Annotated in this window: 19 protein-coding genes and 3 pseudogenes; 5 read left to right on the forward strand and 17 right to left on the reverse strand. The window is 56.6% G+C overall.

What is annotated here, in order from left to right; translation table 11 throughout:
• Positions 1-148: 148 nt before the first annotated feature.
• The 10 genes from DQX05_RS30425 to DQX05_RS28180 form a co-directional block, all read right to left on the reverse strand.
• Positions 149-376 carry a hypothetical protein gene (locus DQX05_RS30425; RefSeq protein ID WP_147385225.1) on the reverse strand — a complete coding sequence of 76 codons (228 nt, stop codon included), beginning with the start codon at positions 374-376 and terminating at the stop codon, positions 149-151.
• 369 nt (positions 377-745) lie between these two features.
• A complete protein-coding gene (locus DQX05_RS28135; RefSeq protein WP_119796583.1) occupies positions 746-1,804 on the reverse strand; it encodes a LacI family DNA-binding transcriptional regulator in 1,059 nt (352 codons plus the stop codon).
• A gap of 245 nt (positions 1,805-2,049) precedes the next feature.
• On the reverse strand, positions 2,050-4,665 hold the full coding sequence (locus DQX05_RS28140; RefSeq protein WP_119796584.1) for a transglutaminase-like domain-containing protein: 2,616 nt from the start codon (positions 4,663-4,665) through the stop codon (positions 2,050-2,052).
• Positions 4,628-5,968, reverse strand: a complete 1,341-nt coding sequence (locus DQX05_RS28145) for a DUF58 domain-containing protein (RefSeq protein WP_119796585.1) — start codon at positions 5,966-5,968, stop codon at positions 4,628-4,630. Before DQX05_RS28145 ends, DQX05_RS28140 begins: the two co-directional genes overlap by 38 nt.
• Positions 5,965-7,119 (reverse strand): AAA family ATPase, encoded by a 1,155-nt coding sequence (locus tag DQX05_RS28150; RefSeq protein WP_119796586.1) that lies wholly within the window; start codon positions 7,117-7,119, stop codon positions 5,965-5,967. The genes DQX05_RS28145 and DQX05_RS28150 overlap by 4 nt, the downstream gene beginning before the upstream one ends.
• A 198-nt stretch (positions 7,120-7,317) precedes the next feature.
• Complete coding sequence (locus tag DQX05_RS28155; protein WP_119796587.1) at positions 7,318-8,751, reverse strand: polysaccharide deacetylase family protein; 1,434 nt, start codon at positions 8,749-8,751, stop codon at positions 7,318-7,320.
• 1,141 nt (positions 8,752-9,892) lie between these two features.
• A complete protein-coding gene (locus DQX05_RS28165) occupies positions 9,893-13,207 on the reverse strand; it encodes a DUF5704 domain-containing protein (protein WP_182914943.1) in 3,315 nt (1,104 codons plus the stop codon).
• Positions 13,208-13,217: 10 nt separating this feature from the next.
• Positions 13,218-14,438, reverse strand: coding sequence for an S-layer homology domain-containing protein (locus DQX05_RS28170; RefSeq protein WP_119796590.1), 1,221 nt, complete (start codon positions 14,436-14,438; stop codon positions 13,218-13,220).
• Between the two features lie 268 nt (positions 14,439-14,706).
• A complete protein-coding gene (locus DQX05_RS28175; protein ID WP_119796591.1) occupies positions 14,707-15,462 on the reverse strand; it encodes an SDR family NAD(P)-dependent oxidoreductase in 756 nt (251 codons plus the stop codon).
• Between the two features lie 35 nt (positions 15,463-15,497).
• Positions 15,498-15,938, reverse strand: a complete 441-nt coding sequence (locus DQX05_RS28180; RefSeq protein ID WP_119796592.1) for a MarR family winged helix-turn-helix transcriptional regulator — start codon at positions 15,936-15,938, stop codon at positions 15,498-15,500.
• Positions 15,939-16,250: 312 nt separating this feature from the next.
• Between DQX05_RS28180 and DQX05_RS28185 the strand changes: the two are divergent.
• From DQX05_RS28185 to DQX05_RS32955, 3 pseudogenes are all read left to right on the forward strand, one after another.
• Positions 16,251-17,026, forward strand: a pseudogene (locus tag DQX05_RS28185) (ABC transporter permease).
• Positions 17,023-17,814: pseudogene (locus DQX05_RS28190) on the forward strand (ABC transporter permease). The pseudogenes DQX05_RS28185 and DQX05_RS28190 overlap by 4 nt, the downstream one beginning before the upstream one ends.
• Positions 17,815-17,859: 45 nt before the next feature.
• A pseudogene (locus tag DQX05_RS32955) lies at positions 17,860-18,826 on the forward strand (ABC transporter ATP-binding protein).
• 275 nt (positions 18,827-19,101) lie between these two features.
• Here the strand turns inward: DQX05_RS32955 and bcp are convergent.
• The 7 genes from bcp to DQX05_RS28230 form a co-directional block, all read right to left on the reverse strand.
• Complete coding sequence (gene bcp, locus DQX05_RS28200; protein WP_119796593.1) at positions 19,102-19,581, reverse strand: thioredoxin-dependent thiol peroxidase; 480 nt, start codon at positions 19,579-19,581, stop codon at positions 19,102-19,104.
• 140 nt (positions 19,582-19,721) lie between these two features.
• Positions 19,722-19,991: a hypothetical protein gene (locus DQX05_RS28205; protein ID WP_119796594.1), complete on the reverse strand. Its 270-nt coding sequence runs from the start codon at positions 19,989-19,991 to the stop codon at positions 19,722-19,724.
• A gap of 62 nt (positions 19,992-20,053) precedes the next feature.
• Positions 20,054-20,491, reverse strand: a complete 438-nt coding sequence (locus tag DQX05_RS28210) for a hypothetical protein (RefSeq protein ID WP_119796595.1) — start codon at positions 20,489-20,491, stop codon at positions 20,054-20,056.
• Positions 20,485-20,811 carry a DUF3139 domain-containing protein gene (locus DQX05_RS28215; RefSeq protein ID WP_182914944.1) on the reverse strand — a complete coding sequence of 109 codons (327 nt, stop codon included), beginning with the start codon at positions 20,809-20,811 and terminating at the stop codon, positions 20,485-20,487. Before DQX05_RS28215 ends, DQX05_RS28210 begins: the two co-directional genes overlap by 7 nt.
• 55 nt (positions 20,812-20,866) lie before the next feature.
• Positions 20,867-21,652: an ABC transporter permease gene (locus DQX05_RS28220; protein WP_119796597.1), complete on the reverse strand. Its 786-nt coding sequence runs from the start codon at positions 21,650-21,652 to the stop codon at positions 20,867-20,869.
• Positions 21,653-21,657: 5 nt separating this feature from the next.
• On the reverse strand, positions 21,658-22,452 hold the full coding sequence (locus tag DQX05_RS28225; protein ID WP_119796598.1) for an ABC transporter permease: 795 nt from the start codon (positions 22,450-22,452) through the stop codon (positions 21,658-21,660).
• On the reverse strand, positions 22,445-23,557 hold the full coding sequence (locus DQX05_RS28230) for an ABC transporter ATP-binding protein (protein ID WP_119796601.1): 1,113 nt from the start codon (positions 23,555-23,557) through the stop codon (positions 22,445-22,447). Before DQX05_RS28230 ends, DQX05_RS28225 begins: the two co-directional genes overlap by 8 nt.
• 264 nt (positions 23,558-23,821) lie before the next feature.
• Between DQX05_RS28230 and DQX05_RS28235 the strand changes: the two genes are divergently transcribed.
• Together DQX05_RS28235 and DQX05_RS28240 are read left to right on the forward strand one after the other, a co-directional pair.
• A complete protein-coding gene (locus DQX05_RS28235) occupies positions 23,822-24,832 on the forward strand; it encodes an LCP family protein (protein ID WP_119796599.1) in 1,011 nt (336 codons plus the stop codon).
• Positions 24,829-26,145 (forward strand): glutamate-1-semialdehyde 2,1-aminomutase, encoded by a 1,317-nt coding sequence (locus DQX05_RS28240; RefSeq protein ID WP_119796600.1) that lies wholly within the window; start codon positions 24,829-24,831, stop codon positions 26,143-26,145. Before DQX05_RS28235 ends, DQX05_RS28240 begins: the two co-directional genes overlap by 4 nt.
• The last annotated feature ends 364 nt before the right edge of the window (positions 26,146-26,509 follow it).

Here is a 26,509-nt window from a genome sequence, read left to right on the forward strand (position 1 = left end):
TATTGATGTTAATTGTAATTAGATTATGAACTAACCGCTCAATGCAACGCTAGTGGTGGGTGCCAAGTTTTGAGTAGGAAAATGGACAATCTCCACCCCTTCGTAAAAAACAGGGGGGTTCCAACGGCCTGAAAACTGCACGATTTCCTCAGACACGTCTATCCGGTAAGCGAAATCCGCAAAACTGCACGATTTCTCCAGACACGCCTATTCGGTAAGCGAAATCCTGCGCAAATACAGCAATTCGATACGGACGACTTTTACCAGAAAGGGAATCCTGCAAAACTGCAGGAATTTCACCCGTTTCGCTTCGGCTTGAAGCAAAAGGGCCTAAAATGATGTAGATTTGCAGCAATTCCTCGGGATGTGGACTCATTGAGCCGAAATTCCTGTAAAATAGCAGCAATTCCCTCCACACGTTCAAGCCCCAGGAGGCAACGATGCCTTCAGAAGGCGATGATGCTTCCAGAAGGCAATGATGCCCCAGGATCCGACGCGGGCTCTTGGATCCCGTAAAATCAGGCCGTTGAAAAGTCCATGGGAATTTTCGCCACTTCATTTTTTATATAGTGGAGCTCGTCTCTCACTAGAAAAAATTCTGAGTGCCAAATTTTGATTGTCTACATGGATATCTCCACCCCTTCTTAAAAAACAGGGGTTTTCCAACGGCCTGAATAAAGAAAGCTTTATTGAAGGTCTCGGATCGGAAATGCGATTGGACGGGGGATGAGGACATCATTCCCGTCTACCCGTCCGCAGGCGATCTTCGTTCCGGCGCCTTGGTCGACTCCCGGATTTGCAGATGGAACGGCAGCAGCATCCGGAACGGATAAGGATAAGGCTGATGCAGACTGTCCAGCAATGTTTTGGCGGCCGTATAGCCCATCTCGTATTTCGGGATGTGAACCGAGGACAGCGGCGGCGAGCTGTATTTTGAAAATTCGATGTCGTCAATGCCGATGAAGGCGATATCGCGCGGAATCGACAGCCCCAGCTCCGTGGCGGCACGCATGGCCGCAATCGCCATCATGTCGCTGGCGCAGAACATCGCCGTCGGCCGCTCTTGCCGCTCCAGCAGGCGCTTCATGCCCCGATAGCTCCGGTCGGCATCCCATTGGGCATCGATGACCCAGTCGGAACGGAAGGGGCAATTCGCTTCGTTCAATGCCATTTTGTAGCCCCGGTACCGCTTCTCCCGCTCCATGCGCCCGAGCAGGCCCGCGCCCCCGATGAAGCCGATGTCGGTATGCCCGAGCTCCAGCAGATGACGCACGGCGATTCGGGCTGCATCCAACCGGTCATAGGAAATGATCGGAATGTCCGGATCCGCCACATCTATGCCAATAATGACCGGCACCCGCTCCTTGAGCCACCGGTACATTTCCGGCTCCATCCCTTCGATGCAGATGACGCCGTTCCACGCCCGATCGTGCAGCAGCGCTTCCCGCACTGCGCCGCTCTTCAGCTCCGCCTGTGTATGAAGGAACGCCAGCGTGATCCCTTCCTCCATCAGCTTCGCTTCGATGCCCTGGATGATGGGGGAAAAATAAGGATGATTATATTTATTGTCCGGCAAGGATAAAATGCAGCCGATCGTCAATGGCGCAGAATGCTTCGGGGACCGCTTCGCCCGGGCGGCTGATTTCTGGGCAGGCTTGGCGCGGTAATTCAGTTGCTTGGCAGCCTGCCATATTTTCTGCTTCGTCTCGTCGCTTATCCGGCGGCTGTCATCCCCGTTCACCACCCGTGATACGGTGGAGATGGAGACGCCGACCCGTTCAGCAATATCTTTTAATGTAGCCATACTCCGCCTCCCCATGTCTATCTCAATTCGAGTTCACTACCTTAAGATCATATGGTAAATTATACTGCCCGTCTCGGCGGTTGAAAAGGGATCTGTTCATACATCCCCCTGCTCTCGCTAGGCGGGAACGCAGTGGCCAGACTCCGAGATGTCCCTAAAGAAGACGAACAGGGCGGCCGAATCCTGCTCGCCGCCCCTTCCGTCTCTATTGCCGCCGATCTCTATGTGAACCGCGCCTCCCTGACTCATGTACACTGGCGCAGCACGAAGGCGCAGCCTTCCAGGAACCGCTGCCGTACGGCTCTCTCCGCATGCCGGCCGGCGAACAGCAGCGCATTGCAGTCGCGAATGAACTGCTGCAGCACCGGATCGGCTGCTGACGGCAGCACCTCGGGATCGTCGCGCTTCTCGGAAATATATTCGCTCCAGGTCATGCCGATCGGGCGCAACCCATATTTCCGCTCGAGCAGCTGCCAGGCGATCCGGCCCATCTCCTGCAACCGTTCGCTCTGGAAGCTGCGCTGCTGCAGACGGAGAAGCCGCCGCAGCTTGCGCTCCGGAGCTAGGCGCTGCCACTGCTTGCGCATGAGCCACGCCGCCAGCAGGGCCAGCCACAACGCACCGATCGCCAGGACCGGCAGGCGGACAGCCATATAGCGAAGCAGCCCCGGCAGCCCCGCCTCCGCCTGTTCACCGCTGCGATGTGTCACGATTCGGGTCAACGCATCCCATTCTGCGGCGAGATGCTGCCCGATGGCGCTCATCCCCTGCTTCCCGGCATGAAGCGCCGTCTCTCCCCAGCGCCGCATCCGTTCCCAGCCCGAAGCCGGAGACTGCAGCGATTGCTCCAGCAGCTCGCGCACCTGCGCTGACGGAGTGAATGCCGCATCGCCTTCCGGGGCAGCCGCGCCATCGGCCGCAAAGGCCGTCTGGCCCGGTACGGCCGCTATCACCGCGTCCGCCGGAACCTCTGCCGCGGCAGCCATGCCTGCCGGCGGGGTCGCCTCGAACGGCACCCAACCGACCGTTGGGAAATACACCTCCACCCAGGCATGCGCATCGGAGGCCCGGACCGTATACTGTCCGGGTCCAGTCAGCTCGCCGGGTGCGAAGCCCTTCACCCAGCGCGCAGGAATGCCCTGGGTGCGCAGCAGAACCGCCATCGCGGTCGAGAAGTGATTGCAGTAGCCCTGCCTCGCCTCGAACAGAAAATAGTCCACGAAGTCCCGGCCCGTCGGCGGCACTTCGGTATCAAGCTTGGTGTAGGCGTATTCCTGGAGCAAGAACGTCTGCACGCGCCGCACGGTCTCGTATTGACCCGCCGATCCTTCGGCCAGCCGAGCGCCGAGCTCCCGCACCCGCTGCGGGAGCGAGTCCGGAAGCTGAAGATCTTCGCTCCATCGTGCCGCCTCTTCGGCCGATAGCTTCGGCACGGCCCGCAGCATCGCCGGATCTGCCCGCAGCACGCGGGTCTCGTATTGATAGGCGAGCCGGGATCCAGCAGGCACATTCGCGCTGGGGGCATACCGTTCGCCTGGCGGATCGTATCGCAGGGCCACCCCTGCTTGGGCCGGAACCGCCGTCTTCCCGTCCGCCATCCATGACGTCAGCCGCTCCGGCCGGCCGGCGAGGACTAGCGGCAGATGCGGCGCATAAGCCTGCCAGCGAACCGTCTGCGTCAACGGCTCGGACCATCCCAACATCGGTGAATCGGAAATCTGCAGCCGCCCGGATCCGTCAACCGTTTCCTCTTGTTCGGTGCCCGCTGACGCCCAGCCCCGGCCGGTATAGCGCGATTTGCTCTCTCCCCGCCAATACGTAGACTCCGCCGATTCCGCCGTGAACAGGATGCGGGCATCGTCGCGAAGCGCGCCGCCCAGTTCCGTATCGTCCGAGCTGTATCCGGTTGTGCCTATCTTTGCCGTCCGCATGGCCGCGTTCTCCGCCGACGAACGGGCCGCCCCCCATTCGTTCGCGGAAGCTGCCAGCGACTGCGTCCACTCACGAAGCAAAGGCAGGCTCTCCGGCGGCGTCCAATCGGGCATCCGGGACAGGCCGAAGCCGCTGCCTACGATAAGGAGCGTCACGAACACCGCTTGTCCCAGCCATCGCACAGGACGGATTCCTGACGCCTTCGACTGCTCCGTATCCTCGGCTAGCCGCCGGTCAAGATGGAGGCAGGCAGACAACAGCAGCCCCCAGCCTGCCGCGCGAATGATGGCATCGGTCACGTCGAAGCCGTAGCCCCATTGAAATCCGAATAGATAGCATATTGTAGCCACACTGAAAAAAAGCACCGTCCGCCGGGTCAACATTTGCGCCTGAATGGAGGCCGTCAGCATCGCCCAACCGGCCAGCAGCAGCAAGGTGCGGACTTCGCCGCTCGTCTGAAGCCAATCCCCCTCCATCCACCGTCCCGCATCGGCGCCCAGGGCGGAGCCGATCATCGAAAGGCCACCCGTAACCGACTCGCGTATGTCGTGCAGAAGGCCTCCGCCGGCTGTGGCTGCCTCGTTCCGGGAGACCGCCCCGAACATCCACGCGGTTACCGCGATCGCCGTGACGCTGCGCAGCACGATTGACAGGATTCTGCTCCGGACGAGCAGCCCCACGATGAGGAAGAGCGCGATCGCCCCCAAGAACGGACGGATGTCGTGCATATCGATGTGCGGACCGAGCCGCTTCAACGGATAGAACCATTCAGCGAACAAGGCGAACAGCAGCACGGTGAAGGCAGCTTGCTTCGCCCATTGGGCCGCGGTCCGCCTTCCGGCTGGCTCGCAGCGGCGGCCACCGTGCAGCCGCCGCAGCATCGCTTGGTCGTCACCCTTGGCGGCTCGGCCGATAGTATGGAAGCGCATCGCTCTCCCTCCTTCCTATACTGGCACCGGGTTCGGAATGTTCCCTCCAGAGGAAGGCCCACGCTGAAGCCGGCGCTGCCGGGGCGCTTGACTGCGGCCAGCGCGCGGCGGTCAGCCAACCGCCGATTCGCACCTCTCCCGCCGCGTCTTGCAGCCGGTCGAGCACGGCCGGATCCTCCCGGTAGCTGATCAGCGTCACCGCGCGAATCGGCGGCAAGGGCTCAGCGGCAGGCCAGTGTGCCGCGCCGTGTGGCCCTGCGCCGGCCGGCTGCGGCCGGTCCCAGCCGAGCAGCGCTGCCGGGCCGGGCCGTTCCGCCGCTAGGGCGGCCAGCGCCTGCCGGGCTCCGCCGGCGACAGCCCCGTCGCTCAGCCGCAGCAGGCGCACGGGCCGCCCGGCCTCTGCGGCGGCGCGTACGGCCGCGGCGGCGGCAGACAGCACCGCCTCCATAGGCGCGTGCTGCCCGGGCTGCGCCTCCGACCGCCATGGAACGTCGTCCATGGCGATGTCGGCCGGGGCGCAGCCGTCCGCTTCCGGGACGCGGACCGCCAGCACGCGCCGCTTGGCGTACGTCCGCCAGTCGACGGCGCGCAAGGGCGTGCCCGGCCGGTACGCCTGCAGCTCGACGCCGCGCACTCCTCCGGCAGACGGAGCAGGTACGCCTCCGTCTGCCGTATCGGCGGCGCCGGCCAGCGGTGGCGGGCCGTCCTCGTGCGCGGCTCCCGGCGCAGCGTCCGGCAGCGCGGCGGAGCGTACCGGGGACGGCGGAATGACCAGCACCGGCTGCGGCGCTTCCGCCGCCGACGGGAGGTCTAGCCGCACCCGGCCGCCGAACCAGCCGAACAGGTCGCCATAGGCGAGTTCGGCCCCCGTGAGGCGGTATACGCCCCGCGGCGCGCCTGCGAAGGAGACGGTGTAGCGTGTCTCCTCGCCCTGGCGCACGAACAGTAGACGGCGGCATACCCAGACGCCGCCGTCACCGCCTGTGCGCGTCCACGCCTCCTCCACCGTCAGCCAGCGCACGGGCCAGCGCTTCGCGCCGCTGATCGCCACGCGGAAGGCAAGGCTGCCGGGATCGGCTCCCGGCACGACGCGCTCCGCCTGCCCCAGCTCATGGACAAGGCGGACGCCTGCGAGCTGCCGGCCGATGATATGCAGCCGCACGCCGTTCAGCAGCATGGCGCCCAGCACGGCCGCCAGAAAAAGCTCGGCCGGACTGTTCCGCCCCCAGCCCGCCGCGGCCAGCGCGGCGCAGCCGGCGGAGGTGAGCAGGAAGCGGCCGACCGGGATGGCGGGCTGCTTCACCGGAACCACCCGCCGAACCGGAACCGCCCGGCGGCCGGCTGGGCCGATCCATCGCCGGCCAGAGGCACCTGCATCATCGGCGCGGCACCCGCTGCCGGGATCCGACGCTCTTCCCGGCGGGAAGACTTCGCTGCGGCTCTGCCGCCCCCGGTCTGGGCCGCCGCGAAGACCGGAACCGGCGTCGTGCGCAGCACATCGGTGACGACGTCCGCTTCGGTCGTGCCGGCGAGCAGCGCCTCGCGCTGCAGATGAAGGCGGTGCGCCAGCACCGGATGCGCCACCGCCTTCACGTCTTCCGGGAGCGCATAGGTGCGCCCCTCGGTCCAGGCGTGAGCCTGGGCGACCCGCATAAGCGACAGCGTCGCCCGCGGACTGATGCCCAGCTTCACTGCCGGGTGTGCCCGGGTCGCATGTGCGATGTCCGCCATGTACCTGCATAATGCCGCATCGAGATGCACCTGGCGTATCCGGCGGACAAGCAAATGCCATTCCTCCGGCGTCCAGAGCGGCTTCACGCGCGCGAGTGGCGATTCCTCCTGCTGATGGAGGAGCATGTCCGTTTCCTGCTCCGCCCCAGGATAGCCAAGCGACAGCCGCATCGCGAAGCGATCCATCTCCGCCTCCGGAATCCGATACGTGCCTTCGAAGGCTAACGGATTCTGCGTCGCAATCACGAAAAAGGGCTGCGGCAAGGCGTGCGTCGTTCCGTCCACCGTCACCGTCCCTTCCTCCATCGCTTCCAGCAGCGCCGATTGGGTCCGCGCCGGCGCCCGGTTCAGCTCATCGGCCAGCACGACGTTGCCGAACAACGCCCCCTCGCTGTATCGGAGACCGCCCGAGGCCGGCTCCCATACCATGCTGCCCGTAATATCGGCCGGCATCATATCCGGCGTCATCTGAATGCGCCGGAAGCTTCCTCCTGCTGTCCGCGCAAGCGCCCGGGCCAGCAGCGTCTTGCCGACGCCCGGCACATCCTCCATCAAAATATGCCCGCCAGACAGCATCGCCAAGCCGGCCAGGCGAATGACCTCCCTTTTGCCGACGACGACCTGCCCCATCCGATCCAGGAATGCAGGCCAGCCCCGCTCCGCGAACGACGCCAGCCACACATCCTGCTCCGCTGTGCGGTCCTGATGTCCACCCATTTCCATTCGTAGATTCCCTCCCTCTTAACCTAGCAGCATCCTTTTTCCTACAAAACGATAACAAGACACAAAAAACCCGGAACGAGTCCCTCGCGTGCATGCACGTTCGATGAACCGTCCCGGGCCGTTCTATGAACCAGTATCGCCCAGCTTGCTAGATTATAAACCTGTGAGAGGCTGCTTTCACAAGATAGTAGAAGAGAATCACACTTCCTCCTGCAAAGGCGTAACTTCGTATGCAGTCAACTTGACGCCGAACACATTCAGTACATCCCGCAGCGGCACCCAGGTGAGCGAACGTTCCGTTACCGCCTTCAACGGCACGGTCTCTTCGTCCTCATCGGCAAATGCAATTTGCGCGCCAGTCAGATCGAAGCCTGCGCCCTTCCCGTTCCAATCGACATCCACCCGGTTCGCCTCCGCGTTCCAGCGCACCGTTCCGCCCAACTGCTGCACCAGCATCCGCAGCGGCACATACGTCGTGTCCTCATAGCTCAGGAACTGATCCGGCTCCAAATGAAGGCTGCCCTGATCGGTGTGCACATCCATCACCATCTTCGGTTCGGGCTTCACAGGCCCGGACACATTGACCGACTGGATGTTCGCTTCAATCCAAGCGCTGCTGACCAGGGATCGTGCCCAGCGCTTCGTGGAAGCAACATGGAATTGAACGGGCTTCACCTCCGGCTTCAGCACGTCGAACGTATAGCCTTTGTCCTTATAATAACGAATAATCTCCGGCAGCGCCTTCACCGTCTCCCCATGCCCGGCCCCGTCATGCATCAGCACGACCGTCTCCTTCAGCAGCGCCCCCTGCTTCACCGACGACACGATCTCCTTCGCAGGCACGCCCCGCCGCTTAGAATCGCCGCTATCGACATGCCAGTCATAGACCAAATAACCCGCCTGCTGCATCAGCTCGAAATACTGCTTATCGAAATTCATTGCCGTTCCGCCTGGCGCCCGCACGAGCCGGGGCTCATAGCCCAAAATGTCCTCCAGCACCTTGCCGGTCTCGCGAATCTGGCGCCAAAATTCACGGAAGCTGCCGTACAGCTCCTTATATTCATGATTATAGCTGTGATTGCCGATGGCATGTCCCGCTTCCGCAATCGTTTGGACCATCTCCTGGTCGCGCTTCGCATGTTGACCCAACACAAAGAAGGTGGCCTTCACCCGCTCCTTGGCCAAAATATCAAGCACATCCTTCGTATGTACGCTTGGGCCGTCATCGAACGTCAAGTAAACGACCTTGTCCGGCTTCTTCTCTTCCACGTCCTGTGACAACGTCCCGGTATCCTGCTCCTTCACCGCAGCTAATTGCAAAGAGGCCTTGCTGGTTTCGGAGCTAGTGCCCCTAGCGGATAGAGCGGCGACCGCCTCTTCTTTCTCTCCACTTATCTGTATGGACACGGCCTCGCCATAATCCACACGCGCGGCCGCTGCCTCCGCGTTATATGCCATTGGCACCGCTTGATGAGAAGCAGGCGAAGCGGCATAGGCGAGCGGCTCCGATGCTTCCTTCGTTCCCCAAGCCATCCACAGCGCGGCGATCATCAGCAAGGCGCATATGGCCGTCGACAGCCGCCCTATCCAGCCTTTGGTTTCCTTCCACAATCCCGTTGCTTCCTGTTTCATCCGAACTTCCCCCTCTTTTCGTTACTATTATGAAAGCCCCATGCAAGCGCGGAACAGGGATATGAGAGCCTGTCCCTTCTACACCACAGCATCGCCGGATCCAGGTGCCGTTCAGCCAAAATGCTCCGCCCTGGCCGCGATTCTTGTGCCTGCTCGAGAGCATATGCGTTCTCCATCGTTCTGATAGATTATATGAGCCTTGCGAGAAAAGATGACACCATAGATCGTCAGCGCCTGCTTCTTACCCGCTTCATGCATCCATTGTGCTTCCTGGAGGCAATCCGAGGAGAAACGGACATCTGCGTTCCGATCACTTCTGCTGCGTCTATCATCATACGCCGCCTCGCCCTTATTTACAACGTTTTCCTTGGAAAAATAAGAAATCTGCCATATAAAAAGCTCTCCCGTCGAACGGAAGAGCCGTAGTCTCGAATTATGACGTTTGCGGAAGCATGTCTTTGCGCCGGTAGATGCCGGAGAAGAGTCCGAAGAGAGACATCCACAGCAGCAAGCACCACGATCATCCCAAGTCCATAAATGAGCAGTTCCTTGTAGCGGCCTCGCTCAATCTCTCTTTCCAGTTGCATCGTGTTCGGAGCCTTATGATTACTCTCCCTTTGACTCAGGGCAAACGTAGCTTAGCTTCTCTGCTTCTGTTTTTATCATCACTCTCCCAATCAGTCAGGGTTGCAGGGTTGATATTTTTTCCACTGCAGCTACTCAATGGTCATAGAAGTTGACCACTTTCTTTGTGAAGTTCTTTCTGCAGTTAGTCATTTTCCGTTGTCGTCTTGCGTTACACCTTCCTGCTTCTGCCCTCTCCTTACGACTTCTTTTGGTGAATATCCCATCCAGTAAGGAGCAAAAAATGAAATTTATTCCCACATTCTCTCTTGGCTAACGGGATAATCGGCATCCCTGAACCAAGGGGATATTCAAAATAAGCGGTTAGGATACTTGCTCCCCCTGAACGACGGGGATATCGATCATAGGAGGCAAGGATCCGCATGTGATGCCTCCCGGCTGCGCGCTGCTACTCGAGAGAGAGCCTTATCCCGAACTTCCTTTCTCCCACGCAAATAAAAAAGAGGCGGTAGCAACGCTTCCACCCCCAAGGTAGTACAATTCAATTCTATACTGGCTAATGCGGCACCATCGCCCCGAAATCATCCCGGCTCGACAGGTTCGCGTGGTAGAACAGCACATCTCCGTCCTGCAGCGCGAAGGCGTGGCCGAACGAATCCCGAATAGTTCGCTCGAAACCTTCCAGCCGCCATTGGTTCATTAGCGGCGCCTGAATATATTGCAAATGCGGCGCTGCTGTCCGACCATCCCGAATCGACTCAATATTGAAGGTCACGATCAGGTAGCCGTCCCGCAGGAAGATCGGCAACTTGTCATGCAGTCCGCCATGCGTGCGGCCATACTCGGCGATATCCGTTCCCGCCTTAACGATGTAGACCCCGGCAGGCAAGCTGTACTCGCCATACCACTGCTGGATCGCTGTGTTCGCCCGCTGGGCATCGACCGAAGCCGGCAGATTTGACTTCGGCCCGATGAACGTGCGCACCGCTTCCGGCAGCAGCAGCCCGCCGTAGCCGCCGACCGGCGTCTTCCGCTTCGTCCATTTCTCAATGTACTGGTCAATATATGCTTGTCGGCTCAAGGACGATCCTTGTCCCTCACGGTCGTACTTGTAGCTGGCGGTATCGACCAGCTGCTCCGTCGGCACGTTGCGCAGCCGCTCATTCAAGATGACATAACGCCCGACCTGATCCTCCTGCGATCCGATGCGGATGAAGTAGCGGTCATTGCTGTGATAATACAAATCGACCGGAGAACGGCTCTTGCCATCCTTGCTCGCGTAGTAGAAGCTTGGCGTAATCCGGATACTATCCTTCTGACCGAACATATTGCCCTTCGTCTTCAGATCGAATTTGAAATGATATCCCGTCTTCACCGCCACGTTGCGGTAGCCCTGGAGCGGATGACTGCCTGGCCGAATCGGCAGCGTATATGGCGCTCGGTTCCCGCGCAGCTCCCCGTCGATCCCCTTTTCCCCAATCCAGTAGGACGCGCCGGTTGGCTCATGGCTGCCGGCCTGCTTGCGGAACACCTTCTCCCAATTGTAATCAACGATGTCGGTCAACCGGAAATTATAAAGTCGGCCGATGACTTCCACCTCGACCACATCAGTGGAGACATGATTCCTCAGCTCGGTATTTGCATTCGACTGCGTGTCCAACTGCGCGGGTGCGTTCTCGGCAACGGTACGGAACAGGACAGAATAATTCCCTTCATCGACCCACACCGGCAGGAAAAACGTCGTATCCAGTTGGTTCACCGGAATGTCAATCCAGGTCCGCTGCGGAATGAAGCGGCACCGATCCCCGGAGTACACATCGAACGGGAACCACACCTGCTTCGTGCGGACATATTTCTCATAATCCCGGTTGCCGTATCCCGGAAAGGAGACATGCTGCCCGCTCGTCGGCAGGCGTACCGTGAACGGCCGTTCCAGAATAAGTGCCGCCCGGTTCGGGCTCGGCTTCGTCTTCTGGTTATGCGCCCGGTCATCCGACACGGAAGCATACGTCACAACCGGAGTATGTATGGTGACCGGGTTGATACCCGGGATCGGATATTCCCGATCCGTGCCGCCATTAATCTGTTCAGGGAGCAGCTTATAATAAATCGTACCGTTGCTCGGCACATTTTTCGCGTTCACTTTATCGCTATGTATTAAGAGTCGGTTTTTATATAAGGTGTTGTGACCTATCGTGGCTGGAGACGGAATGCTTCCAGGAGAAGATCCGTTCTCACTCACCGCTTGTCCTGACATAATGGTCTTTCCCTGAAAGGTAAAAGAATCATTTTGGACACGAACTTTAGCAATCGCCTTCTCGGCAGCAGCTTTGAATTCACTTGAATAGTCCGGTACATCTTTGCCGACGGTCTGCGAAGGGAGAACTATACTCCGTGCGTCCGGTTCCTTCACGATTCCACCCTGCTGCTTGAAATCATAATCTGGTGGCGTATAATTTTGGGGCTCTAAGGTGACCCCTCCGTTTGGCAATGCTGCATTCTGCAGCTTTGCTTCTTGAATTTTGTAAATTTCCAGATTATCAATGACCCAAAAAGAGTACGGACGCTCAACGGTAACGACATCGCTGACGGTTTCCTCTTCCTCCATGTCTTCTTGCGCAGGTTTCCCCTCCGCGTCTGTCCCGGGCTCTTTCCATTTCTTAATAAACGTCTTTTCCACGGGTACCTCGAACGTACATTTACCGCTCATCTGCACAAACGAACTCTTGAATAAGTAATTGTAGGCAAAGGCATTGGCGTAAAGGTATTCGGACGTAGGAATGCCCAGCAGCACATCGAACTGCTGACTTCCACGGTTATCCGCTTTAATCATTGCGCTCGCCTTTGGATCCATCACCTGATTTGGGATCTTCGTTCCCGGGACAGGAGCGGTGCATGATCCTGTAGGATCTGGCGGATCCGTGGGATCCGGTTTACCCGGAGGACCATCCTCAACGGAAATAGTTATAGAATCGTATATATAATAGGGGTAACTCTTCCATTTGGCAGTTATTTTAGCAGCCCCCTTGCCGACAGCCGTTACCTTTCCGTCAGGTCCTACCGTCGCCACAGCCGATCGATCCGAACTCCATTCTATTTGGTCCGTTCGACGAGTGATATCCAGCCACTTTGTAAAGCCCGACATGTCATATTCCTGGGTTCTGACTTCTATCTCTAAGTTCTTCGTCTCTCCGATCTTCATATTCGCATTAGATGTGATACGCAGTTCTTTCGTTTCTGTGATATAACCTTCGAAAACAGCTTTAAGATCGACATAGTAATGAGCCTGATATTTAGGTTGACCTTGATGCCCTATTTCATATTCGCGATAATATGATACCGTATGGCTATGACCAGTAATTGTATTAAGATCAGCATAGAGCTGCCCATTGGTGAATTGTGGATTACCAACAGGAGTAAAAGATTTTGTATCCTTATACTCCAAACTAGTAATCCCAAGCCCCTTAACATGCTCCTTTTTGAATGGATTTTCTTTTGTATCTTGGAGACTCTCTGGAGCGTAGTTATACATGTTTATCCGGTCTTTCACTGCAGTGTCTTGTGGATACTTGTTTCCATTAGCGCCAATAGCTGTAACTGTTTCGACACGTCCAGTATCCTGTGTAACTGCAACCCATTGGCCTCTATCACCTTCGGTCCAAACCGTTTTAGGATTAGGGTAGTCTGTCCCCGATACGGTTACCTTGATCGTTTGAGTCTTATAAGCTAAAGCGTTTGGCTTTACTTCAATTCCCTTTCCTTCATCTGGATACCCTTTTGGAAAACTCCCCGCAACAACAAGGCTAGGAATATAATTAAGGGAAACTAACAATAATGACAGAACTAAACTAACTGTAAGTGCCTTTTTCATGTAATCTCCTCTATTTTTTAGTATTTGACAGTATCAAAATTGATCCATCATCAAATACAGCACTACCGAGGTTCTCTTCCTCCACATTGTAGTAACTAACAACCCATACTTTTACACCTGACGAATGCTTGGAAAAGAATTCCTTATCATCAGTTACAGGAAGGGTTTCATACCCGTATTTTTTATATTGACCGTTATGTGTAGCGGAGCCTCCCATCAAATTTGTTATTCCACTCCGATAATGATCCAGGCCGAATCCCTTTGTTTTTGGATGGATCGTAAGCTCAGTAAAAATAGGGAACGTCCCCTTGTGCTTTTTAAAAAACTCCTTGTCGGAGTCATCCAAAAACAGGTCACCATAAAAACTCTTTTGGTTCCAATTCTGGACATTCACCGCAACCATCCGATGAAAGACGACCTTGCCTGCGTTATTTTTAAACGTCATCGCCTTTCCTACTGAATCAGCCATACCTCCCAATGCTTCAAACGGCGTCACCACCTCCAAATTATTCTTCTCCGTCCCTACAGCCCGCAGCTCATTGAGAGCGGGGAAGGTATCTGCCTTTTTAGAGGCTACCTTCACGAACCGCAACAAAATAGCCGATGTCTCGGCGCGGGTTGTAGTGTTTTTCATGCCGAAGGAGCCGTCCGGGTAGCCGGTCATCAGTTTGGTGCCCATTGCTACCGCAATATGTCCGGCTTTGGACTCTGGTATGCCCGGTTTGAAGTATTCTTTGACGGGAATCAGTGTCTCCTTCGTATCCAATAGGGCCTGATTGTAATCTTCATCGAGGGCGGCCAAGCCTGAGCTTAGCCAGATGGCCATCTCTTCACGGGTTAAGGCCGTATTGGGTTTAAAGCCATTGGGATAGTTCTTCGGATCAATAAAACCGAAAGCAACCGCCCTCTCAACTTGCTTCTTGCTCCAGTGATTGTTCAAATCGCTAAAGGCATTCTCTATTTCCGTTGGAGGCTCCGCTTTCGATACCCGTGACAGCAAGGAAGCGAATTCTGCCCTTGTAATGGTCGCGTCCGGTTTGAACGTTCCATTGCTATAACCTTTGAAATACCCTGCATTTACGGCGGCATGAATGGAGTCCTTGGCCCAGTGAGTTGCCGATACATCCTTGAAGTTCATCGCCTTGGCCTCTCTTGGCGCAGTACCGAACAATGCAGTAATCGCAACAGCCCCCATGACTAGAAACAGGCTTACTCTTTTCGTTGACTTCATGTATGATCACTCCCATGATAAAGTAATGTTTGACGCTCCTTCTCAATCTTTCAACTATGACGCTTGAAGCCCTAAAAAACACAAAAAACCCTCAGCCAATAGAATTAGTATCGGGTTCTTCCCATCATGTCCCACGTATTCACATCGATTCCTGAATTGATTATATTATACAATATTTTCTTGTAAATAGCGAGTCTTTCTTTTTTCGCGCATGGATCCAAAAAAAATCCCCGCCTGCATCAGGCGAGGACTTGATGTTATTCTATGGCTACAGGGTCAGGCCGCCATCGATGGCAACGATGGATCCCGTCATGTAGCTTGCGCCCTCGGATGCGAGGAACGCCACCACGTTGGCGATTTCTGCCGGGTCGGCCATGCGGCCCATGCGAGGGAAAGAGATCTCCGGTACGTTGCCGGTCGTCTTGATCGTCCCCTGGAAGCCTGCCACCAGGTTGGTGTTGACGCCGCCCGGGCAGATGGCGTTGATGCGGATACCTTTTGCGGCATACTCCAGGGCCGCTGATTTCGTCAAGCTGACGACGGCATGCTTCGTCGCCGAATAGGCCGCTACGCTGTGCTCCGGCTTCAAGCCTGCGGTCGACGCCGTATTGATTATCGTGCCGAAGCCCTGCTCCTCCATCACTTTCAGTACATATTTCATGCCGAGGAAGACGCCCTTGAAGTTGACTGCCACGACGCGATCGAATTCTTCTTCAGAGATGTCCGCGAACAGGAACGGCTTCTGGATGACGCCCGCATTGTTGAAGAAGACGTCGATGCGGCCGTATTGGTCCATTACTTGCTTCACGTAGGCTTCCACCTGGTCTGCCTTGCTCACGTCGGCTTGAACGGCGATGCCGTCCCCGCCTTGCCCACGAATGAGGGAGAGAGTTTCTTCCGCTCCGTTCAGATTGTAATCAACAAGCACGACATTCATGCCCATCTCCGCCAGCTTCAAGCTGGATGCCCGTCCCATTCCGCTGCCGGCACCGGTTATTACGGCTACTGTGGTGTCTTGAGTCATGTTGATCGTCTCCTTAGTATGAAGTGAGGTGCGACTTACTTGACGGTTCCTTCCTGCAAATCGAGATTCGCGACCATCCTGGTATAATACGTATGCAGATCGGCCAGTTCCTCTTCGCTGAAATCCTTCCACAACGATTCGGTGAGCCGGCCATATTTTGCGTTCACCGCTTCCAGCAGATCTTCCCCTTCCGGGGTTAGCTCAAGCAGAATGACGCGGCGATCGTGCTCGGGAATGCGGCGCTCAATGCAAGACTTGGCGACCAGCTTATTCGCCAGATTCGTAATCGCCGGCAAGGTGACCTGAAGCGCTTCCGCCAATTCAGAGCTTCGCTTCGGACCTTCGCGCTGCAGAATCTCCATCATCATAATCTGCGCTCCCGATACATCGCTGTCCAAGATTCGGTTGTACGCGATGATGAACTTGTGCATCATGACGGACAGCAGCTTGGACAGCTCTTGCCTTGTCGTTTCCAACGATCCGCCTCCCTCCGCTTCACTAGTTCAAAAATTGAATAGTTAAAACCTTTAACCTCATGATTTAAGTATATTCCATTCCCACATTCGTGTCAATTGCCATGCTGCGATGCTTATTTTTCCCACCTGAGGATTGGACATTCAACCAGAAGATTGAATTCCTTCGCACAGACAGGGGAAGGAACAGCGAATAAAAACCGTTTGCAAACCTTCCGCAACCTCTGGTATGATATTCCTCGCTCTCTCCAATCGCATTTCGCTCCCATCGTTGTGTAGGCACGCCGCTAATCATGAAGATGCCGGAGGTGTTGAATGCTTTTTTGGACGCTAGCACGTAAAATGTACCTCAGCAATTTGCATTACCGGAGTGCGCATCTTGTGCACAACATCGCCAGCGCTCTGTTCGGTCTTATCTATGTGTCCATATGGACGGGGATTGCAGAAGGCCGATCGCTGGGCGAATATGGATTGAACGGCATCATCAGCTATGTCGCGTTCAATCAGGCGAGCTTGTGGGTCGCCGCTTTTCTCAATAACGGACTCGGTATGGAGCAGTCAATGCGAACCGGGCAGATTGCCCTCGATCTCGTCAAGCCCGTTCATCTGTTCTATCATCTGATGAGCAAAGAATGGGGGCAGATCGCCTATCAGTTCGTGTATAAGTTTCTTCCGATTTACGCGCTTTATTTCTTCGTATTACCGCTTCACGTCCCCTCATCCGTGACTACGTACTTGTGGACCGCTGTTGCTTTGACGCTTGCCGCGTACATTTCCATTTGCCTGAACTACCTGATCGGAGCTCTGGCGCTCTGGACGACCGAATCACGTTGGCTTTATTGGGTGAACTATGCCTTCAGCATGCTGTTGTCCGGCTTCCTCATCCCGATTGAATGGCTGCCTTCTTGGCTTGCCGCCATCAGTGAAGCTTCGTTCTATCCGTTCCTGCACTATGTGCCGACGCGAATTACCTCGGAATGGAAGCGCCCGCCGCGTTGACAGGCTCCCTCATCTGGTGCGCCCTATTTACCGCTCTATGTCTCGCCGTTACCGGGATCATGAGGCGGAAGGTGGAGGTGCAGGGCGGATGACATGGATTCGCATGTACGCGCTGCTCGTGCGCGCGAGCATCCGCAGCCGGATGCAGTACAAGTTCAATTTTTGGTTCTCAACGCTTATGGCTGCCATTATCAGTGTAGTCGAATTTCTTATGCTTGCGGTCATTCTGCTCCGATTCGGCCATATCAAGGGCTGGACTTTGGCGGAAGCCGGCTATTTGTATGCCGTCCTCTCCTTGTCCAAAGCTATCTACCGGATGTTCGCCTCCGACGTGCACCACCTGGAGAAATATTTGGTCACCGGCACGCTCGACGGCTTGCTGCTACGCCCGATACCGATCCTGCTGGCGCTGATGTCCCAGAACTTCTCGATCCGCTTGGGCGAAGTGGTTCAAGGCACGGCCATCATCGCCATATGCATCGGAACGCTGATGCAGTAAGGGCTGATTGGATGGACGGCGGTGCCGCTTACGCTGATCGTCATCCTGTCTGGCAAGATGCTGCTCTTCGCCATCGGCCTGCTGACGGCGTCCGTCGGGTTCTGGATTACGCGCATCGAGGAGCTGCAAAACATTACCGAGGATGCGGCCCGCACCGCGGCGCAATATCCGATGAGCATTTATCCGTCATGGCTCCAGGGGCTGCTGCTTAGCATCATTCCTGTCGGCTTCGCCAACTATGTGCCGTCCTTGTATATTTTGCGGAACAGCTATGGCATCTGGCTGATCGGACTGTCAGTGCTGATCGCGGCCGGCCTGTTCGTTCTCGCCTTGCGGGTGTGGAGAATCGGCTTGGCCCGGTACCAGAGCACCGGAAGTTAGCGTTAGGCAGAGTCAAGCATAGAAGGACGATAAGGGGGTTCAACCGTGATTACCGTGACTGATTTGCACAAACAATTCCGCCGCTCCGCTCCGAAGGAAGGGCGGTTCAAAGGCTTGCGGACGCTACTCTCTCGCGACTACGTCGTGAAGGAAGCCGTCCGCGGCGTCAGCTTCCATATCGAGAGCGGCGAGTTCGTCGGCTATATCGGCCCGAATGGCGCCGGCAAATCGACGACTATCAAGATGCTCTCCGGCATTCTTCATCCGACCTCGGGGGAAGTAAGCATATTCGGGCCAATCCGCACCGGGAACGAAGGCGGGTGACCCGCAGGCTGGGCGTCCTGTTCGGACAGCGAACCCAGTTGTGGTGGGACTTGCCCACAGCGGATTCATTCGATATATTGGCCGCGATGTACAGCATGGATGCGGATGCGGCGCAGCGGAGGCTCGGCATGCTCCGCGAGCTGCTCGGGCTGGATGAATTCCTGAAGACGCCGGTCCGGCAGCTGTCGCTCGGCCAGCGGATGCGGGCCGATATTGCGGCCGCCCTGCTGCATGACCCGGATATTCTGTTCCTGGACGAACCGACGATCGGGCTCGATGTTATCGCGAAACGGAGCATTCGCCAATTCCTGCGGGCGATTAACCAGGAGCTGGGCAAGACGATTCTGCTCACGACGCACGACATGGATGATATCGAGCAGCTGTCGAGCGCGTCATCGTCATTAACCATGGCCAGATCGGCTTCGATGGCTCGCTTGATCAATTGCGCAAGCGAATCGGCTTGCCGACCCTCATTCGCGTCACGTACCGCCAGGGCGCGGCTTTATCCGAGGAGGTGCCGCACCCGCTGCGCTGCCGCTCGCTTGCCGGCAACACGTTGACGGTGGAGTGCAACCGCGAGGAACTAAGCGCGATGGAGGCGCTGCGCCTGCTCGAACGGTTCGGCGAAATGGAGGATGTTCATATGGAAGAGCCGGATTTCGAGGATATTATCCATCGGGTGTATTAATAGATTGCCAGTCTGAGAATAGCCAGTAGAACCTTGACGATTCTGCTGGCTATTCTCGTTTATCCCATTGTCGCAGAAAATGCTACAGTAGATTGGTAAAGTCAACTCGATAAGGCTGTCTATCTATGTCGCGTAAAACAAAGATGGTACGGCGCGATATCGTGCTGCTGCTGGTGATTCGGGTTTTACTCCCCCGCGGGGCGTCACCGGCTCTCATACAAAAAAGCGGCTCCATGTCCTCCCGGACCTTGCGCCGCCTTTTGTGCATAACCTTGTTAACCTAGCTCACGCACGGCCTCAAGCACCTCTTCCGTGTGCCCTTTCACCTTCACCTTGCGCCATTCCTTCACCAGCTTGCCCTCCTCGTCGATCAGGAAGGTCGAACGAACGATGCCGTAATACTCCTTGCCGTACATCTTCTTCAGCTGCCAGACGCCGAACATGTCGGCTACTGCATGCTCCGTGTCGGCCAGCAGCGGGAACGGCAGGCCGTGCTTCTCAATGAACTTCTCGTGGGACTTCACGTTGTCGGGGCTAATGCCCAAGACGACCGCATTGTATTTCTCGAAGTCGCCGTGGTAATCGCGGAAATCGCATGCCTCCTGCGTGCAGCCTGGTGTCATATCTTTCGGATAGAAATAGAGCACGACCTTCTTGCCCGCATAATCGCGCATCGATATATTGTCGCCCGTTGAGGACGGAAGCGTAAAGTCCGGCACGGCTTGTCCGAGCTGGACTTGATCGGATGATGTCATTTGCAGCACTCCTTCCCGGCAGCCAAGACTGCCGTTGCATGATGCCTCTAGCTTACCATTGAACGCCGTCTTTTTCAAAAAACAACCAATCCCCGAAAACGCGGACCCCGCCCAAATGCATCTATTAAAAGTAAATCGTATCAGCGGGCGGCTCGTCCGGCTTCGGAATCACCTTCGCGACTTCCTGCTTGAACCACGACATTCAGCCAGTCGATGAATTGCTCCGCGCCAAATACATTCACATATCCGCGAAAGACCACTTGGCCGTTCTCGATAAGTTCGTGGTACTGCCGGAACGGATGATTGCCCTCCAAACTCCGCAAAAAATCATCAAATTCGCCTTGCAGGGCACGGATGTTAACGCCGACCTCGTCAGGGCAATCGATATAAGTGAATTGTACGCGATACACGATAATTTCGATAATGATGGCACTCCACTCCTTCCGCCTGTCCTGTTCTGCTCAAGGCAACATCATCTCAGACAACGTTCAAGCTCAAGGATATGAATCCCTTCGCTCAAATCCAGCCCCACACCCCGACCTGTAAAATATCGAATCTCTTGCTCCTTCGTATGGTACACCAAATATTGATGGTAGTTCGCCATCAATTCTTCCGAGGCAGAGCGTATCTCGATTTCAAAAGTCGATTTCCGATACGCTGGCCCTTCCCCTTCGTCCGTAAAACGGTGGCCTCTCTCCGAAATGCCGATGTCAGCCACCGCGCGGATGATTAACAGGTCTTCTCTGCTCATGCTTTCCAGCAGGGCCGCATATTCCTGCTTCAACCGCGCCATCTCCTCCGGATTCCCCTCGGAGCCGTCCTCCTGCCTCGCCTCCAGACTATCGATGCTGCCGCTATACTCGATAATCCGCTTCATGAGCGGCAATAATTCCTTGGCCGTCGTTAACATATCATCCCTCCCCCAGTACCGCATCCCGCCGCTTTTCTATGGAGATGCTTCTTCATGTTTATGCTGTAATTTTTCCAATCCGCTCCCGCTCCTTCCGGATCGGACATGCCTACTTGCATGATAGCTCCTTTTTCGTGCCTTTTGTACTCATAGGGAATATCGGGCTCATCGGCAAAGACCACCTTCTCTGTATATAAGGAGAGGAATTTAAGTTTCGTATCAACGTGGAAAATATCGCTTTCGGCATAGCCTTGCCGCCTAATCAGATGCTCATAGGTTGCCTTTTCACGCCAAAATAAAAAAGCCGTCGCTCCCGGCATGGAAGCCAGAATCGACGGCATTGTTACGCTCCATAGAACTTGTCTTGGCCGAAAGCTACGAGCCCGCCCCGCGATACCGCTTAACGCCGACGTTCCATAGCGTCAGGCCGAGCGCGAAGAAGGCGATGCCCATGAGCGGCGTCAGCAAGGCCATCTGCTCCATGCCCTTGCCCTCCACGAAATAAGAGGCCGGGACGATGCCGACAAAGGCGAACGGCAGCACCCAGGTCAACAGCACCTGGAGGAAGCGGTTGTAGATCGTGAGCGGATAGCGCCCATAGCTCTGAATGTTGAAGACGAGCGGCAGGATGCCGGTCGGGGCATCCGTGTAGAACGAGAGCGACGTCAGTGCCGCATAGACGCCGAAGTAGACCATGACCGAGCCAGCCAGCATGACGAGCAGCATCAGCAGCTCGATTAAGCCGAAGCCGAGTCCGAGCCGGGCCCAGCAGACGCCCATCATGACGGCCCCGACGACGGAACCAATAAGTGCCGGCGGGTCGACATTTTCCAGCAGAATCTGGAACAGATTATGGGCCGGCCGGGTCAGAATGCGGTCCATCTCGCCTTTGACAATATAGCGCTCGCTGAAGCTCCACAGATTGAAAAAGCAGCTGAACACGCCGTACGGAATCATGAAGTAGCCGTAGACGAAGATCATCTCGTCCCGCGTCCAGCCCGCCAGCGTCGGCGTATGCATGAAGATGACGAAGATGAAGATGAGGTTCGTCGCCTGGAAGAACAGGTCTGACAGCACTTCGACCCAGAAGTCCGCACGGTACGTCAGGCGGGTTTTCAAGTAATTTTTCAAATATTCTCCTACGAGACCGAAATAGTACATGCGCCCTACCCTCCTTGCACGAACAGGCGATGCCGCGCGGCCCGCCACATCAGTAGAATAGGCACGATCAGCACGGTGAACCAGACGATCTGTATCCCGATGACCGACAGGATCTGGTCGTCCTCGATGCGGCCGGTGAATACCGAGCTTGGCAAGAACGTAATCGCCTGGAACGGCAGCCATTCGTTCAGCGTAATGAGCCAGCCCGGGAAGAACGAGATCGGCACGATCACGCCAGAGAACAGATCGACGACCACCCGCTTCATCCGGATCATACCCTCATTATTTTCGACGAAAAAGGCAGTCAGGCCCGTAAGAATGTTCAGCTGCGAATTGATCAGGAAGCTGAAAAAGAGCATCAAGGCGAAGACGAGCCAGCGCTTCGGATCCGTCGGCAGCTCTACCGGGAACAGCAGGCAGGCAATGATCATACCCGGCGTCATGAACAAGAGCAGGCGGAAGATGCCTTCGCCGAAGGCCTGCATCATTTTGACGATCAAATAGTTATAAGGACGGATGAACTGGATCGCGACGCTGCCGTCCCGAATCTCGTTCGCAATCTCGCGGTCCATATTGTTGAAATAGAAGGCGCGCGCCATCCACGATACCGCGATGTAGGTCGTCATCTGCCCGGCAGTGAAGCCCGCCAACGAGCCTTGGCCCCCATAGATCGCCTGCCAAGTGAAATAATAGACGCCGATGCTGAGCGTATAAATGAGAATACCGGAATAATAATTGACCCGGTAAGCCAGCATCGTCAAAAAACGGATCCGGATTAAGTCGAGATATGCGCTAGCCATGAAGCACCGCATCCTTCTCCCGCTCGGCGTCCGCATCGGCTTCGTCAGGGCCGGCTCCGGCCGTGCCGTTCCCTTCGGGGGCCGTCCCGCCGGCATGCTCCGGCAGCTCCGCATTGCCGGTCTTGTAAATCTCGCGGACGATATCATCCGTGTTCGTCTCTACAATCTTCAGGTCAGAGATGGAAGCTCCCCCGACGACGCGCCCGATGACATCGGAAATATTCGTCTCCAGCGGCACATGAATGCTCGCTTCGTATGGCGAGTGCACCGTCCAGGTTCCTTCGAGCCCGGAGGTAATCACCTCGGCATCGCCCGCGCTCATCGGCTTGGCGAACTGGAAGCGGACCTCTCGCCCTTGGCCCCAGGTGGACTTGAGCATGTCCAGGCTTCCGTCATATATAATGCGTCCGTCATCCAGCATAATGACGCGGGTGCAGAGCGCTTCGATGTCCTGCAGGTCATGCGTCGTCAGCAGAATCGTCGTGCCATGCTCGCGGTTCAGCGTCAGGAGGAAGTCGCGAATCTCCGTCTTCACGACGATATCGAGTCCGATGGTCGGCTCGTCGAGGAACAGGACCGACGGCTGGTGCAGCAGGGAAGCCACTAGCTCGCAGCGCATGCGCTGGCCCAGGCTCAGCTTCCTTACCGGCCGGTTCAGCAGTTCTTGAAGCTGCAGCCGCTCGATCAACTCGTCCAGCCGCCGCTTGAAGTCTGCCTCTGGCACCCGGTACACCTTGCGCAGCAGACGGAACGATTCGATGACCCCGATATCCCACCAGAGCTGGCTCCGCTGTCCGAATACGACGCCGATGCCCTGGACGAACCGCTCCCGCTCGGCGTGCGGGATGAAGCCGCTCACCCGGATGTCGCCAGCTGTCGGCACGAGGATTCCGGTCAGCATTTTGATGGTGGTGGATTTGCCGGCGCCGTTCTCGCCAATATACCCGCATATTTCCCCCTGCGGTATCGTGAAGGAGATGTCCTTCACGGCCATGACTTCATTATATTCGCGCTTGAACAAGTCGAGTAAGGCGCCGCTCAGTCCTTCCCGATTTTTCTGCACGCGGAAGGTCTTGCGCAGATCCCGTACTTCAATCGCATTCATCGTTGTCAGCCTCACCCTTTCTAATTGGTTGTCCGGTTGGTTGTCCGCCACGGAGCGGATCATGCCTCTATGCTCGAGTCTCCCCGGACGGACGAGCCCGGGGTCCGAATTGATTTTGGGAACGTAAAGATTTTATAATGAATAGACAAGATGCGGGGCTAACATCCATACCATATTAATATAGCATGTCTATCGACTTGAATGAATGCGCCGGAGACGACTCCATCATTTTACTGCTCCGCCGGATGCGGAAAGGACCTATCGATGATCAAAAAGTATTGGAAGCACGCACTCGTTGTATTGCTCGTACTGCTCATTGGCAGCGTCGGTTACTACATCTGGGCGATGTACAATAGTCTGAACAGTCTCCAGAAGCCGCCGGATCAGTCCCGCTTCGCGCCTGTCGTGAACAAGCTCCCCGAACCGAAGGAGGTCGAGCCTCCGAAGTGGGAAGGCTCGGAGCGCGTCAATATTTTGCTGCTGGGCGGCGACTCGCGGGGGATGAAGCCGGATGAGGTGCCGCGTTCTGATTCCCTGCTGCTCGCTTCATTCGATCCCGCCACGGACAAAGCGCATCTGTTCTCCATTCTGCGGGATACATACGTCGATATTCCCGGGTTCGGCCAGGATCGCATCAATGCCGCTCTCTCCTACGGCGGACCGGAGCTGACGATGAAGACGGTCGGCAATCTGACCGGATTGGACATCCAGTATTACGTGTATACCGATTTTCAAGGCTTCATCCAGTTAATCGATGCGATTGGCGGGGTGGAATTCGATGTCGAGAAGGATATGAAGTATACGAGCAAGGCGGACAACCACGAATTCGATATTGATCTGAAAAAAGGTAAACAGATGTTGAACGGTGAAGCTGCACTCATGTATGTACGGTTCCGGTATGATGCCATGTCCGACTTCGCCCGGACGAAGCGCCAGCGCGAGCTGCTGACGGCGGTGGCCGACAAGCTCAAGTCCGCCTGGTCGATCATTCAGCTTCCGGCGCTCATCAACAAGGTCTCCCCTTATGTGGAGACCAATCTGACCGCCGATGATCTCATCAAGCTGGCCGCGCTCGGATATGACAGTACGATCGGTCCGAGCCATCAGCTTCCGCCCATGGACAATGTGGCGGACCTGATGGTCAATCAGTCCGCCGTGCTTCAAGTCCTGGACTATGAACGGCTGAAGCAGTACATTCAAGATGCTCTGAACGACAAGATCGAGGACTCCGCATCGGGAGAACACAACGACAATAAAGGAGATACATCCCCATGACTACGAACCGACAACGTTCCGCCCAATTGTATGAAGAAGCGCTGCAGCATATCGTCGGAGGCGTGAACAGTCCGTCCCGCTCCTTCAAGGCAGTCGGCGGCGGCGCTCCCGTCTTCATGGAGCGCGCGCAGGGCGCTCATTTCTGGGATGTGGACGGGAACCGGTACATCGATTATTTGGCCGCTTACGGCCCGATTATTACGGGGCATGCCCACCCTCACGTGACGGAAGCGATCGTGCGGGCCACCCAGAACGGAACGCTCTACGGCACACCGACCGAGCTGGAGATCAAGCTGGCCCGCATGCTGAAGGAAGCGGTCCCTTCCATGGACAAGGTCCGCTTCGTCAACTCCGGCACCGAGGCCGTCATGACGACGATCCGGGTCGCCCGCGCCTACACGAAGCGCGAGAAGGTCATCAAGTTCGCCGGCTGCTACCACGGCCACTCCGACCTCGTACTCGTGGCCGCCGGCTCAGGCCCGTCCACGCTCGGCGTGCCGGACAGCGCCGGCATTCCGGCCAGCATCGCCCAAGAGGTCATTACCGTGCCGTTCAATGATCTGGACAGCCTGCAGGCGGCGCTTGAGCGCTGGGGCGACGAGGTGGCCGCCGTCATGGTCGAGCCCATCGTGGGCAACTTCGGCATGGTCATGCCGAAGCCCGGCTTCCTGGAAGGGCTCTGCCGGCTCGCACGCGCCAACGGCTCCCTCGTCATCTACGACGAGGTCATCAGCGCGTTCCGCTTCCATTACGGCTCGACGCAGACGTACGCCGCCTTCCCGGATCATGCGGCCATCGAGCCGGACCTGACCGCGATGGGCAAGATTATCGGCGGCGGGCTGCCGATCGGCGCTTACGGTGGACGGAAGCATATCATGGAGCAGGTCGCGCCGCTCGGTCCTGCCTATCAGGCAGGCACGATGGCAGGCAACCCTGCCTCGATCTCGGCAGGCATCGCTTGCCTGGAGGTGCTCTCCGAGCCCGGCGTCTACGAGCGCATGGAGGAGCTAACCGTCCGCTTGACGGAAGGCATTCAGGAAGGAGCCGATCGTTACGGCATTCCGCTCACGATCAACCGGATTCGCGGATCGTTCTCGACGCATTTCTGCGATCATCCGGTGACGAACTACGAGGAAGCGCAGGATACGGACGGCGAGGCCTTCGCCGCCTTCTTCCGCCATATGCTCGACCAGGGCATCTGCCTCGCGCCTTCGAAGTATGAGGCCTGGTTCCTGACGACGGCGCATACCGGCGAGGACATTGATCGCACCATCGAGGCAGCGCATGAAGCGTTCCGCCGCATGAAGCTCTGATTCCGAGACATGAAAAAGGGAAGCAGCGGCAGCCGGTTCAAATGCGGTGGCTAGAACGGCATCGAAATAGACCGTTCCCTTCCTGTTATCAAGACCTAAATAGTAATGACGTTTGAAAATAAAAGAGGGTGTCTCATAGGCATTGCATAATGATTGAGGTAACGGGTCAACAGAGAATAGGGATGGTATAAAATGGCGCGAGGCAAAGCGGTGGAGGATGGATGAGGCAGTGAATCCTGCGTGAATGCAGCAATTTTCGTTATTTAAGACAATATTTGATGAAATTCCTGCAAAAGTACATGATGTTCACACTAGCCTTGCACCAAACCTAACATGAGAAATATAGTTCTAATAATTTACTTTT

This window comes from Paenibacillus thiaminolyticus (assembly GCF_003591545.1).
Taxonomy (GTDB): Bacteria; Bacillota; Bacilli; order Paenibacillales; family Paenibacillaceae; genus Paenibacillus_B; species Paenibacillus_B thiaminolyticus_A.

Coding starts and splice junctions, on each gene's coding strand:
- DQX05_RS28210 (WP_119796595.1), bottom strand. CDS start 20,491: ATGTTAACGACGGCCAAGGAATTATTGCCGCTCATGAAGCGGATTATC.
- DQX05_RS28155 (WP_119796587.1), bottom strand. CDS start 8,751: ATGAAACAGGAAGCAACGGGATTGTGGAAGGAAACCAAAGGCTGGATA.
- DQX05_RS28220 (WP_119796597.1), bottom strand. CDS start 21,652: ATGTACTATTTCGGTCTCGTAGGAGAATATTTGAAAAATTACTTGAAA.
- DQX05_RS28235 (WP_119796599.1), top strand. CDS start 23,822: ATGATCAAAAAGTATTGGAAGCACGCACTCGTTGTATTGCTCGTACTG.
- DQX05_RS28175 (WP_119796591.1), bottom strand. CDS start 15,462: ATGACTCAAGACACCACAGTAGCCGTAATAACCGGTGCCGGCAGCGGA.
- DQX05_RS28240 (WP_119796600.1), top strand. CDS start 24,829: ATGACTACGAACCGACAACGTTCCGCCCAATTGTATGAAGAAGCGCTG.
- DQX05_RS28215 (WP_182914944.1), bottom strand. CDS start 20,811: ATGCCGGGAGCGACGGCTTTTTTATTTTGGCGTGAAAAGGCAACCTAT.
- bcp (WP_119796593.1), bottom strand. CDS start 19,581: ATGACATCATCCGATCAAGTCCAGCTCGGACAAGCCGTGCCGGACTTT.
- DQX05_RS28140 (WP_119796584.1), bottom strand. CDS start 4,665: ATGCGCTTCCATACTATCGGCCGAGCCGCCAAGGGTGACGACCAAGCG.
- DQX05_RS28170 (WP_119796590.1), bottom strand. CDS start 14,438: ATGAAGTCAACGAAAAGAGTAAGCCTGTTTCTAGTCATGGGGGCTGTT.
- DQX05_RS28230 (WP_119796601.1), bottom strand. CDS start 23,557: ATGAATGCGATTGAAGTACGGGATCTGCGCAAGACCTTCCGCGTGCAG.
- DQX05_RS28150 (WP_119796586.1), bottom strand. CDS start 7,119: ATGGAAATGGGTGGACATCAGGACCGCACAGCGGAGCAGGATGTGTGG.
- DQX05_RS30425 (WP_147385225.1), bottom strand. CDS start 376: ATGAGTCCACATCCCGAGGAATTGCTGCAAATCTACATCATTTTAGGC.
- DQX05_RS28165 (WP_182914943.1), bottom strand. CDS start 13,207: ATGAAAAAGGCACTTACAGTTAGTTTAGTTCTGTCATTATTGTTAGTT.
- DQX05_RS28225 (WP_119796598.1), bottom strand. CDS start 22,452: ATGGCTAGCGCATATCTCGACTTAATCCGGATCCGTTTTTTGACGATG.
- DQX05_RS28135 (WP_119796583.1), bottom strand. CDS start 1,804: ATGGCTACATTAAAAGATATTGCTGAACGGGTCGGCGTCTCCATCTCC.